This window comes from Ruminococcus sp. D54t1_190329_F1 (assembly GCF_015551645.1).
In the GTDB taxonomy this organism is placed as follows: Bacteria; Bacillota; Clostridia; order Lachnospirales; family Lachnospiraceae; genus Blautia_A; species Blautia_A faecis.
Genome location: NZ_JADNDC010000005.1, coordinates 59268 through 73187 on the forward strand (window position 1 = coordinate 59268; position 13920 = coordinate 73187).

At 42.2% G+C, this 13920-nt stretch carries 5 protein-coding genes; 1 reads left to right on the forward strand and 4 read right to left on the reverse strand.

All coding sequences use genetic code 11. The annotated features are described in order from the left end of the window. Positions 1-36: 36 nt before the first annotated feature. The gene (locus I2D69_RS03255) at positions 37-8298 is read right to left on the reverse strand and encodes an FctA domain-containing protein (protein ID WP_195379388.1); all 8262 of its coding nucleotides are present in this window, start codon (positions 8296-8298) and stop codon (positions 37-39) included. Positions 8299-8823: 525 nt separating this feature from the next. On the opposite strand from I2D69_RS03255, the gene I2D69_RS03260 reads away from it, so the two are divergent. Next, complete coding sequence (locus tag I2D69_RS03260) at positions 8824-10335, forward strand: hypothetical protein (RefSeq protein ID WP_195379389.1); 1512 nt, start codon at positions 8824-8826, stop codon at positions 10333-10335. Positions 10336-10388: 53 nt separating this feature from the next. Here I2D69_RS03260 and I2D69_RS03265 read toward each other — a convergent pair whose 3' ends face one another. The 3 genes from I2D69_RS03265 to putP form a co-directional block, all read right to left on the reverse strand. Then, the gene (locus tag I2D69_RS03265) at positions 10389-10982 is read right to left on the reverse strand and encodes a DUF6553 family protein (RefSeq protein ID WP_195379390.1); all 594 of its coding nucleotides are present in this window, start codon (positions 10980-10982) and stop codon (positions 10389-10391) included. Between the two features lie 11 nt (positions 10983-10993). Further along, complete coding sequence (gene glf, locus I2D69_RS03270; protein WP_195379391.1) at positions 10994-12109, reverse strand: UDP-galactopyranose mutase; 1116 nt, start codon at positions 12107-12109, stop codon at positions 10994-10996. A gap of 231 nt (positions 12110-12340) precedes the next feature. Then, positions 12341-13876, reverse strand: coding sequence for a sodium/proline symporter PutP (putP, locus tag I2D69_RS03275; protein ID WP_173718752.1), 1536 nt, complete (start codon positions 13874-13876; stop codon positions 12341-12343). Positions 13877-13920: the final 44 nt, after the last annotated feature.

Sequence of the window (13920 nt, forward strand, 5' to 3'; positions counted from 1 at the left end):
CCTGCAGGGGCGGTTCTGATTATTTAATTGTGATTGTTAATCCTGTTCTTTTTTGCGGCGTCTTCTGGTTGTTTCTTCGATTGCGAGAGCTGCAACAAAGAGCAATGCCATATAGAAGCCGATTGGTGTGTCATCACCTGTCTTAACACCTGTGGAGGTGCCTGGGGTTGGTGTAGGAGTTATTGTCTCCTCAGGAGTTACAGTAGGTGTTGCTTCCGGCTGTTCCTGGTTGATGATGGTTACCTCTGCATTGAGATTATTTTCATCAAACAGTACATTTCCATTTTCAACAGTTACTGCGTATCTGAATCCGTCTGTACCATCTACCAGATTTCCTTCTGCATCTGTCTCTGCAACATAGAGCGTAAAGGCTTCATCCGGTATTACAACTGCCTGTGTACTCTCAGATACTGTGGAGCCGCCTGCAAGATCAAGTGTCAGGATGTTCTTCTCCGTTCTTGTGGAAAGAGTTGTGCACTCTTTGTCATCAAAGATACCTGCATAGAAAATCTCATCACTTTCCAGGGCATTTCCATCTGCACCAAGAAGCTTCTTAGTTACATTCAGAGTCGCGATCTTGTAGAATCCATCCGGCCATTCGCTGAACTGGTTCTCGAATGTGATGCTGCTCTTTGCGCCATCCTCAGTTACGGTGATTGCCTGTCCCTGTGGATAAACCGGTACATAAACCTTTTCATCCGGCGTCATGCCTGAATCAATTGCTTTTCCGGTTACATCTGTCTCACTTACATAGTAGGTTCTTCCAAGATCCAGATTGGTAAAGGTAACTGTGGAAGAAGATGCATTCTTAAACTCAAGTGCTTTTACATCAGAAGCAGGAATTGTGCATTCTGCATCTGCGAAAAGTGCTGCGTAGAAGGTCATATCTTTAGCGCCTGCAAGTGCATCGTTCAGCTTCAGTTCCTTGGTGATCTCAATTGCAGCAGTTTTGCCCTTTGTCATGGCATCCTTCATCTCAACTGCATTTTTGGTGTCATCTGCATCAACAGTGAAGGTGATCGGCTCTGCGATCTCATATCCTGATGGTGCTTCTGCCTCAACCAGTTTGTAGGTCTTGCCAAGAACAAGTTTCGCTGTGATCACATGTGGTGTACCATCTGAGGTCCACTCTTCCACAACCTTATCCTGGTCATCTACTACCTGAAGTTTTGCTCCTGCAAGAGCTTTCAGGGTGGTGTCGTCTACCTTGGAAATGGTAACCTTGGTAGTATCGTTGACAAATTTCATGGCTGTCTCGGTGTAATCTTCTCCATTTACCTTGGTGGTAAGCTTCAGAGTTCCGTCACGGTTGTCTTCTACATTTACAGTTACTGTATAAACAGTCTTGTCGTATACGTAGATGTCTGCCTCTGATGGGAGCTTTTCGTTTACGGTGTAGGTAAAGGTCTTGCCAGCATCTTTCTCTGTATAGGAAAGCTTGCTGAAGCTGATTGCACCTTTTTCGTCGTTCTTAACTGTCTCAATTACCTTGCCATCTGCATCTTTCAGTTCGAATTCGAAGGTTCCAAGCTGTTCAGCTTCTACCTTCATGGACTTCTGGGCTTTCAGTTCAAGGTCAGCGGATGCACTGTAGGTATTCGTGAAGGTAACTGCTCCAGTGAGGTCTTCACTCTTTACAGGTTCGCCGTTCTTTGTGACAGAAGTAACTTTCGCTGTTAACTTGCCTGCATTGTCGTCTGTTACGTCTACTTTTACAACGTATTTGCTTTCATCATACTGGTATGCCGGTTTCTCATCTTTTACTTCAGTAATCTGATAATAATGGGTTCCGGATTCCTTGTATGTGATGATTGGGAATGTGATGGCGCCGCCGTCAGCATTCTTCACAGTTTCGTTGTAACCATTTTCTACTGCATTTCCATCTGCATCCATTTCTGTTGCCTGGAAGCTGAACTGCTCTGCTTCCAGTGTCTGGCCATCCAGAGTCTTGGTTGCACCAAGAATGATCTGACCAGATGTGGTGTAGGTGTTGATAAATTCCATACCTGTTACAGTGGCATCCTCGGAGGTTGCCTTGGAGGAATGAATAACCGGGGTTACGGTTAAGGTACCATTGCCAGCGTCTGTTACGGTTACGTTGATGGTATAGACGGTGTCGTCGTAGGTGTAACCTGCTGCGTCACCTTTCACCTCATTTACGGTGTACTGGTATTCGCCGATATCATCTACTTTCTTATCTGTGTTGTCTTTGTAAGCTGCATCTTTTACAAGGTTGTACTTGATTTCGTCAAAGGTTACGTTTCCGTTAGCAACGTTGGTCTTGGTCTGAAGAACTGTGCCATCTTTGTCGCGAAGTTCGAATGTAAACTGACCTTCTGTAAGTGGTGTCTCTGTGGTTGTCAGAGTCTTCTTAGCTGTCAGTTTCAGACTTCCGGATGCGGAGTAGGTGTTCTTCATCTCAACCTTGTTGTCGATGTCATTCTCACTTACAGTAAACTCAACAGGATCTGCCAGGGTATAACCAGCTGGAGCGGATTTCTCGACTAACTTGTAGGTTTCGCCGAGGATCAGCGCGCCGGTGATTACGTGTGGTGTTCCATCTGTGGTCCAGGAATCAACCACCTCATTATTCTTGTCGCGAACTTCAAGTTCAACACCAGAAAGCTGATTTCCTAAAGCATCTACTTTTGTAATCGTTGCTTTAGTAGTATCGTTGACAAACTTCATTTCCGGATCTGTGTAATCCTTCTCTCCAATTTTGACTGTCTTAGTAAGTTTCAGAGTTCCGTCACCGTTGTCTTCTACTTTGACTTTTACAGTATAAACAGTGGTATCGTATACATATTTAATACCATCAGTTTCATACTGAGCTTCGGTAGATGGAGCTTTCTCTCTTACTGTGTACGTATAAGTATTGCCAACATCTGAGAGATTATAATGAATCGGAGCAAATGTGATTGCACCAGCTTCATTGTTTGTAACAGTCTGCGTTTCGATGTTGTCACCGCTAAGTTCGAATTCGAAGGTTCCGAGCTGCTCAGATTCTACCTTCATGGACTTCTGGGCTTTCAGTTCAAGGTCAGCGGAAGCACTGTAGGTATTATTAAAGGTGACTGTCTTATTTTCTACAAGCTTACCGTCTTTTGTGACTGATATAATTGCTGCTGTTAATTTACCTGCCATATTATCTGTTACATTTACAGCTACAACATATTTGCTTCCATCATACTTGTATGCCGGTTTCTTACCATTTATTTCTGTAATTTGATAATAATAGATTCCGGTTTTCTCATATTTAATGGTTGGGAATACAATGGAACCGTCTTCCGCATTTTTAGCAATCTTTTTATAACCATTTTCTACTGCGTTTCCATCTTCACCAATTTCTGTTACCTGGAAACTAAACTGCTCTGCTTCCAGTGGCTGACCTTCCAGAGTCTTGTTTGCGCTAAGGACGATCTGACCAGATGTCGTATAATTATTGATAATTACTGGTGTCTCTACTGCTGTCGTGCAGTTTTCATCACTGTAATAACTTACCTTTGTCTTATACTCGTTTCCTTCTTTTCTTACACTTACCTTTGCGTAAAGCACGTCACTTGAAACAGTCCATTCAGGATGCTCTCCGATGATTCCTGTCTCACTGATCTTATAGATATAATCCTTTACTTCCTTGTAGCCGGTGATCTTTCCAAAGCTTACGTCAGATCCATTGTTTGTCACTGCCGTTGTTCCAGGCATCGGCGCTCCCTCAGTCAGTGCTTCCAGCTTAAACTGGAAGTAATTCGGGATCTTTCCTGTCCAGTTCTCAGTTGCGGCTTTCTGGATCTCAAGCTCTGCGCTTCCTTCAGTCGGTGCGGTATAAGTATTGGTGATCACTGGTGTCTCTACTGCTGTCGTGCAGTTTTCATCACTGTAATAGCTTACCGCTGTCTTATACTCGTTTCTTTCTTTTCTTACACTTACCTTTGCGTAAAGCACGTCACTTGAAACAGTCCATTCCGGATGCTCTCCGATAATTCCCGTCTCACTGATCTTATAGATATAATCCTTTGCTTCCTTGTAGCCGGTGATTTTTTCAAATGTTACCTTTGACCCGGTATTGGCTGCCTCTTTGTTGGACAGCTCTGGTGCTCCAGGAGTCAGCGCTTCCAGCTTGAATTTGAAGTAATTCGGGATTTCCCCGCTCCAGTTCCCTGTTGCTGCCTTCTGGATCTCCAGTTCTGCGCTTCCCTCTACATCTTCAGCTTTCTTATTACTAATTTCAATTGTTCCAACCACAGTTGAATTACTGAAAACAGCAATTGCGTCCTGAAGCCCCATTTTTACTAACTCATCTGCTGATTTACTATAGTCAGTAAAATAAAATTCAATAGAATTTCCTGTTTTATAACCACTAGGTGCGGTAGTCTCTACTAATTTATATTTTACATATAAATCAAATACAGTTTTATCTAACTGTTTAGATAATTGAATTTCATCTGTTTCACCATTAGCTTTTGTTTTAATACCACTTTTTAAAACCTTTCCATTTGAATCCTGCAATTCAAATATCGCATTAGGTAAGCCCTTTGATGCATTTTCTTCATCATATTTGTACAATAAAAGTTTGAGACTGCTGACTTCAACATTTCCACTTGAATTTTGCTTCTTTTCTACATTATTACTAACTTTACTGTAATACTCATCCCTTCCATTTATATAAGCCGTATTACCATAGTCAATTTTACTTCCAATACTTCCAGTTACTGTCGCTTTATATTCAATTACATATGTAGCATCCTCTACAGGATTTAAAATCAGAATCTTCATTCCAATTGACGTTGGTGCCACAATATAATCTGTATTAGCTGTAAGTAACCTTTCTCCTTGTTTTACACTAAATGTACTATAATCAATTTTAAGATTTGTACAGTTATCATCAATTTCTAAGTGTCCATCTGAATTTTTATAATTATCTGTATATTTTACAGTAATTTTAAAACCAGCCTGATAGCCATTTGATACACTAGGTTTTGAATTTTCCTCTTTTGTAAATAAAGGTTTTTTATAAGTATAATCGCAACTAGCTTCTCCTGCTACATCCTCACCATTAGCCTTTACTGATACACTATTGCTCAATATTTGTCCATCGCTAGATGTTACTAATGACTCATCTACTGCCATCTGGTAATACAACTTGTAAACACAATTTTTACCTTTATATGTTCTTGTTAATTTTCCAAGATTAAGTTTTAGAACAGTATTACCATTTTCTTCTATCGTAGGATCTGCCATCCAACCTGCAGCCTCATCAGAACCACTAGCACTACTGTCACCCTTATACTCATTTTCTGCCCACATGAGTTTTGCACTACCCGAAACATATGACAGTGAAGAGCTATGCGTATCAGTTATAATAACATTTTCGTTTCCTAATCCAACACGATTCTTGTCAATTGTGATACAATAGCATATCTTGTTTCCTTCGGTACTCCATTTTTTATCGCTTGAACCATATCCCGTAAAATAGGAGCTTACATTTTCCTTTTTAACCTGCAAGTTTCCTGGAACATACCCATCTGCAGTGACTTGCCATCCATTTCCAGATGCCGTATTTCTTACTAAAACACCAGGTTTATAAACAACCTCCCCAGTAGCATTCTGATATTTGTTGAAGGTTTCATATTCTAATATAATGTCTCTCGCTTCTCCGGTTCCGTCAATTTTCGAATTTGTTTTATTAGTTTCTATATTACTTTCGGAAGAATCTTTTGATAAAAAGAATAAATAGTTACATAATTCTCCATTTTCAACATTTCGTCCATATTTTACATTATCTTTACTAATCTTTTTGCCTGAATCGATGACAGTTATTGATGATGTATCAATCCACCCCCATTTATTCCAACCATCAGCATCCCCATTATCTGACTCTTGTCTTACAGTATCCTTAATAAAAAATTTCATACCACCTGCCGGAACATGAATAGTAACTCTCCATTTCATTTTATCTTGTGTTCCAGAAAGAAATGTCTTTTCGGGATTAGGAACTTTACCTGTTAATGGACCTGAGCCAGATGCCCCCGGATGATTACGGTTGCCATCATCAACATCATTTTTTACGCTAACTGAACCAATAAGACTATCTAATTTTGTATCATCAACCAGAGTCTTATATGAAAAAGTATATTTGTAAATCAAACTATCGTCAGTATAATTATCTCCTGAATTTTTTCCGATTGTATATGACCATGTATTTCCATCTGCTGGTACAGTAATATCAAACTCAGCACCATCAGATCGTTTAACATGAATCACATCTCCCTTCTTAAATTTCGTATACTCGTTATCCTGTAAAGTATCTGTTACCGTGTTTCCTTTAACAGGTTGTTTTCCATCAACATTGTATACGAAAGACCACTCTAAGTATGTCTTACCAACTTCTGTAACTAATTTAGCATTATCCTTCTTAAACCACTGATTATTTTTGAAATTATTACCAATATCAACTGATGGTTCATTACTAATAATATCTTTGCTGCCATTTTTACCTTTTACAACTACACCATTATTAGTAGAATAACTTTCCCCATTTCTTATCTTCTCTAATACACCATCTTTAAATTTTGCCTTATAAACTAACGCAGCTGTTTTATCTTTAAGCAATTCACCTACTGTTACTTCATAACCATTTCCTGTTACAGCAAACTTTCCCGGCGTTGGTGTTCCGCCATCAACGGTAAGTGTATACTCATTTCCTTGTGAGTCTTTCACAAGCTCCAAGTCACTTCCCAGCTTATCAATAATTTTAACGTCAGTTGCATTTCCATTTTCTGCTTTAGTTATAATTGTATATGTTATTTCTCCAGTTTTTTCATCATATGATGCGCTTTTTTCTGTATAAAGGTTTACATCTCTATTAACATGAATCTCTTTTTCAATTGTTGTTCCTGGTACAGTTATTTTTACCACTTCGTCAGTAACCGTATTTTTTATTTCTGCTGAAAACGCGAAATTTCCCTTTACAAGACCTTTATCAGCTTGCTGCATAAACTCATCTGTAAAGACAACTGAAACATCCCCCGTATCATTAATAGTATAATCTCCAACAACAGTCTTATTATCATCCGCATATAATTTTCCACTTGCCGGCCAATTTGTCAAATTATTAGGCATAGAAAAAGTCATATTTTTCTGAATGTGTTTTCCCTGATTAACAAGCTCTGAAGTTTCGGCAAATGAAATAGTAAAGTCATATCTCGCAGAAGGACTGATTTTATCATTTGATGAAATTTCTTTTCCATCGACTTTAATTGTCATTCCTGTTATAAAATCGGACAATTTACTACTTCCAGTTTGTACCGCTACATTTTGTACTGTCGTCACGCCACCCACAATTGAAAAACTATCCTGTGAAAAACCCATAGAAGTGATCTCACCGTCTGCGTTTGTGTTTACGTATTTAGTTACGACTTCGGCCTGTCCATCATTGTCCAGATGAACAACATCTTTATTTACGACGTCACCGTCAACAGTGCTTTTCTGAATCTGTTTGAAGCTCATATCTACTTTTACATTTCCGCTTTCAGGTTCAATTCTGCTTCCATCAGCAGTCAGGAAATATACGTCGTAAAGTACATACTCAGCTTCCGTATTCTCAGCGTCCAGTCCCAACTGGCTGCTCAGCTGGCTGTTGAATGCAGCTACTGCAGCATTGTAGCGATCGGTGCCAGGTGCGATGTAGTCAGCTTTGATTTCTGCATTCTGTGGAAATTTTGCATCTTCCGGAGCTGTTGCTGTAATCACTACACGATTGTCTTCGTATCTGAAAGAAGTCTTCGGTGCTTCTGTCGGAGTCGGTGTCGGCGTCTCACTTGGGGACGCGCTGACTTCTGGTGTAGGAGTTGCAGTTGCCTCGGCAGCTGGTGTTGCTGTAGCTTCCGGTGCTGCAGGCACTTCCGTCACTTCTGCTGCTGGTGCCGCTGTGGGCTCTGTTGCAGGTGCTTCTGTCGGAGCTGCTGCAGGCGCCTCTGTTGGCTGCTCTACAGGTGCTTCCGTCGGCTGCTCTGCTGGCGCTTCTGTTGGCTGTTCGGCAGGTGCTTCCGTTGGCTCCTGAGTTTGTTCCGCAGCAGGAGTTTCCTGCACTTGCTGAGGTTCTTCCTGTTTCTCAGCAACCGGTTCCGCTCCCTCCGTTGCGTATGTTTCTGCTTCGTTTTCAGACGGAGTCGGCGTTGCCGTCGCGTCCTCAACGTAGGTATCGTCTGTTGCCAGAACAGTCAGACTGGACTGCTGGAATATCATAGATACCGCCAGAAGTATGGCAAAAAACGATTTCAGCCTTGAATTCTTTTTCATGTTACAACCTCCTTTTTAAGATCGGGTTTTCCTTTTTTCAGTGTGGTTTTGCAGGCAGAAGTAGCCCAAAATCCATTTTCATCATCATATCACACTGATTTTAAAGGAGCAATAATTTATGATTACCTGAAAAATCCCTGTTTTCTGCTGTTTCACTAAGAAACCCGGCACGAATCGGTCTTCATTTTCGTATTTTTACAGTGTGTACTTTAGTGTACTGTCGTTATTTTCGACTTTTCATTGAAAAAAGCACATAAATTCTTATTTTTTCTGCTTTCACAGGGCAAAAAAGCTACATGTTTACTCCATTTTCCCCTGTCTGAATTTCAGCATTTTGCACAATTTCACTCCCTGTTTTCTAAACTATATTCGCTCCAATTTTCGTATTTACTCATGGTGTATCTTGATGTACGTTCTTTTGTGTGGTATAATAAATGCCAGAAAACCAATGCACTTATACAATTGGCAAATAGGAATACGCACCATCTTCATTTTCAAATGATAAAGCATACAGGAGGACCCCCTATGTTTCTCAAAAAGACCCCCAAGGCAAAGGGAACTTACCTTGCCATTACCGAATCCTACTATGATAAAGAGAAGAAAGCCACTCGTCAGAAAACCATTATGGGGTTGGGATATCTGGAAGATTTAAAGAAGGATTACCCGGATCCCATCAGCCATTTCGAGAAGGTTGTGGCTGATATGAACCAGGAACGAGAAGCCAAAAAGAACTCTGTGGTATATGTTGACCTTACTACTGCTCTCTCACCGGGAGAACACTCTCTGAAAAATGTAGGCTACGGCATTCTGAAATACCTTTATAAGGAGCTTCAGCTGGACATTTTCTGGCGTACCAGGACCTGGAATCTATCTCTTTCGTATAATATAGAAGAACTTTTCCGATATATGGTCATTTCCCGTGCTCTTTACCCGAATTGTACCTGGAATGAAGCTATTGAAAAAGGACTCTACTTCGAAGAATCCGGAAGCATCTCAGACGAAGACCTGGATTCTGCCTTTCATGTTATCGTGAAACTGCAAAAAGATCTGCAGAAGTGGATTTATGAGCATTCCGGCAGTATCCTTTCCAGAGATACTACTTCTGCATTTTTGGATCACACCAGCTATAATTTTTCCATTCCGGGAAGCATGCCCTCTGACACGCAGCCCAATGCCAGACGTACAGATTCCACCCTTCACCTGGATCTTCTCACGGACAGAAATGGAATCCCCATTGCATATGACCTGTCTACCAGTGGTACTGTGTTGAACCAGTCTGTTTTTAATACCGTAAAGCAATTAAAGAGAGAGAATCCCAGAACCCGTTTTTATAATACTGCCCCTGCGCGTCCGGAGGAGGAGCCTTTTATTTGCAATGGAGTACAGGCAGACGGATATATTTATGGTCTGCCGGTACATACTGCGAATGCAGAATTTAAGGATTGGGTACTGAAGGATGGTTATCAGGAAATGAAAATTCTGAATGAAAAGCATCAGACTATCCCTCTTCTTTATAAAGAGCGGATTTTTGAGGATAGGGAAAAACAATTTGTATATTACCATGAGCTTCAGGCCAGACAGCAGCGCCTTGCCAGGGAGTCTTCCGGAAAGCGTACCGGATTGAAGCTGGACGGATACACTGCCATTGCTACTGATAATCTGGAGGCGGATAACCTTTCCCCTTATCGTCTTTTCAGCGGACTTCGTCATATGGAGAAAATTTTCCTTGATTCCAAAAGCCAGTATGACTCCTCTGCTACCTTCATCTGGACACCGGATAAGATCAATGCCCATTTTGTGATTGGGTTTATGTCCTTTACCTTAATGCGTATGCTGCAGGCGAAGCTTGATTTCCAGTTTTCCATGGAACAGATCGGGACTTCTTTGCAGCGGTATAATTGTGTACAGATTGCAGGAAATATTTATCAGTTTGCCTATTATGATGTGATTCTGGATGCATGTGAGAAGGCACTTGGGCTGGAGCTGCATAATAAATACCGCAGCCAGCTCCAGATTCGGAGATTGCTGCGGTATTAAGGACTTTATAATTTTATATCTTTTATACATGTCAGGCTTTTTCGCCTGGCATGTTATCTGTCTGCGCCCAGGCTTCCCTCTCCTGGAAAATGCAGTTCGTACATTTCCCGGGCGGCACGGGTGACAATTCCAAGCTCTTCTTCCATCTTCAATGTCTGCGGAAGCACCACGGCAGTATCATAAATATCCGCTTTCAGCTTGTCCTTGGCGCGCTCACTACTCATTTTCATAATCCCAAACAGTGTGCTGTTATAAGCCTTATCCGACTCACTAAGCTCCATATAAGTCTTCACCATATGGCAGCACTCTCTGTAAAGAAGGTCTTCATAATCCTTACCCTTGGCGCAGATTTCCTGGAATTTCATTTTATTCAGCTGTTTCATGATCTCCTTACGTCCGCCGCGGACTCCCATAAAGCGCTTGCCGCTGTCTTTATTAAACTCCATCAGCATCCACAGTGCGATCAAACCGTCAGCACGGGTATCACCGCCAAGCTCAGACGGATCCTGATAACGGATGTCCCAAAGCTCCCTGCGGATCTGATTCAGCTCTGGCTCCTCTCCTGCCTCAATGGACATATTCAAAAGTGCCAGACGTCTGGCCGGGTCCGATTCTCTGTAGTATTGTGTAATAGTCGGGGTATCCATAGTATTCTCCTTTATACTTCTTCGTAGGTCAGCTCGGTCTCAGCCATATTAAGAGCTTCCTCAATTACCTTGTCCATATCCATATAGCGGTACATGCCCAGTCGTCCGCCAAAGAGTACATTATTCTCTTCTAATGCACGGCGCTCGTACTTGTCAAAGAGCTCGTCATTCTTCGGATCATTAATGGGATAATATGGCTCTTTTCCCTTCTCCCATGCTGCCGGATATTCTCTTGTGATGACTGTCTTCGGCTGTGTCCCAAACTCGAAATGCTTATGCTCAATAATACGAGTATATGGCACCTCATAATCGGTATAGTTCACAACCGCATTTCCCTGATAGTTCCCCATATCAAGCACTTCTGTCTCAAAACGCAGGGAACGGTACTCCAACTCACCATAGCAGTAATTATAAAATTCATCGATCATACCGGTAAAAAGGATCTTATCTGCCTGTGCAGTGAGCTCTTCTCTATTTGCAAAGAAATCCGTCTTCAGGCAAACCTGGACACCCTCCAGAAGCTTCTTGATAATACGGGTATAGCCGCCCTTCGGAATACCCTGATAGGGATCCTTAAAATAGTTATTATCATAGGTATAACGAAGAGGAAGTCTCTTGATAATAAAGGACGGAAGATCCTTACACTCTCTTCCCCACTGCTTGCGGGTATAGCCCTCTACCAACTTCTCATACACATCCTGTCCCACCAGCGCAAGTGCCTGCTCTTCCAGGTTCTTCGGGTGTGTGATGTGCATGCGGCTGATCTGCTCTTGAATCTTCGCCTTCGCCTCTGCCGGAGTCCGTACACCCCAGAGCTGATGGAATGTATTCATATTAAATGGAAGGTTATACAGTTCATCCTTATACACCGCAATAGGTGAATTTACAAAGTGGTTAAATTCTGTAAACTGGTTTACATAGTCCCAGATTTCCTTCTTAGAGGTATGGAAAATATGTGCACCATACTTGTGGACCTGGATGCCTTCTACTTCCTCTGTGTAAATATTACCGCCGATATGATCACGCTTGTCGATCACCAGGCAGGTCTTGCCCTTCTTAGTAGCTTCGTGAGCAAATACAGCTCCAAAAAGTCCGGCTCCTACAATTAAATAATCATATTTCTTCATCTTGTGTTGCCCCTTTCTATTATGGGAATGCAGATTTATTACGTCCGTTTTCTGCCAGACACTGATATACAATGTCTTTCATTCCCGGATAAAGATGTTATTATTATAACAAATTTTCAGAAAAAAAGGTAGCCCTTTCCATATAAGGACTACCTTTTTTATAAAACTTTCTTAATGGTCGCATCGTAACCTGTAACACGCTTCACGATGCACAACGATCATGCAACCGCATTATTTCGCAGCAACTCTGTCAAACTCATCTGTGATTTCTTTGGATGGAGCCTTCGTAACAAGGCTGACGATCACGATCATCACCAGACTGAGCAGGAAACCAACTGCCAGGGAATAAAGTCCTGTATAGGTTCCCAGTGTCTGTCCTCCGACTAACGGAATATAGTCCCAGATAATAACAGTAAGTCCGCCAGTCACCATACCTGCAATGGCACCTGGAAGATTGGTTCTTCTCCAGAACAGGGACATTACCACGATCGGTCCAAATGCGGAACCAAGTCCTGCCCATGCATTGGAAACCAGTCCCATAATACTGCTGTCCGGATTCCATGCAATGACAAATGCGATCACTGCGATCACAATAACCGTGATGCGGCTTACTTTCAGAATTTCCTCTGTGTCAGCATCCTTCTTGATAAAGCTGTGATACAGATCCTCAGATACTGCAGAAGCAGTTACCAGAAGCTGGGAATCCGCTGTGGACATGATCGCTGCAAGGATTCCGCAGAGGAACAGTCCGCCGATAAAGGGAAGCGCAAGCTCTGAGGTAAACACCTTGCGGATCATCTCAATAAATACGCTCTCAGAAGAAGCGGCTCCGTTCTCCCCAAGAATAACAGGAAGCAGATAAGCTCTTCCGATCACAGCGATTGCAAATGCAGCTGTCAGGGAAAGAAGATCCCATACAATGGCAATCGCCCAGGATTTCTTCAGTTCCTTCTCGTTCTTAACTGCCATAAATCTTACCAGTACGTGAGGCATTCCACAGTATCCAAAGCCCCATGCCAGCTGGGAAAAGATCTCTATAAAAGTATATGGTCTGTCTCCATTCATAAACGGGTTCAGATAAGCACCTGCACCGCCGGTCACGCCGCTCTGGGAGATCAGGTCTGTAAGATTGCCTGGAAGCAGGAAATACGCCACCAGCGGAACTACAAGCAGTCCGATAAGCATCAGGGTTCCCTGTACAAAGTCTGTTACACAGACCGCCATAAAGCCGCCCATGAAGGTGTAGCAAAGAATAACTGCAGCTCCAATGGCAAGTGCTATGTGATAATCAAGTCCAAATACGGTATTGAACAGCTTACCGCCTGCTGCCAGCGCAGAAGCTGTATACACCAGGAAAAAGATTACGATTACCACTGATGAGATCAGAAGCAGGATCTTTTTCTTATCACGGTAGCGGTTCTCGAAAAATGCCGGGATAGTCATGGAATTGTTTGCTGCGATGGTGTATTTACGAAGTCTTCCGGAAATACAAACCCAATTGAGAACAGTTCCGATAAAAAGTCCTACCGCGATCCAGATCTGTCCGGATCCAAAAGAATAAATGGCTCCGGGAAGACCCATCAGAAGCCATCCGCTCATATCAGAAGCCTGTGCAGAAAGGGCTGCCACCCATCCGTTCAGTCCTCGTCCTCCAAGGAAATAATCCTCTGAGCTGGAGGTCTTTTTCATGTAAACCGCGCCGATGACGATCATCATGGCAAGGTAAAACACAAAAGCAATCAGAATTATCACTGTTGTACCACTCAATTTTTTCTCCTCCTCTGTTATAAAATCTGCCGTCTCCAAATCAT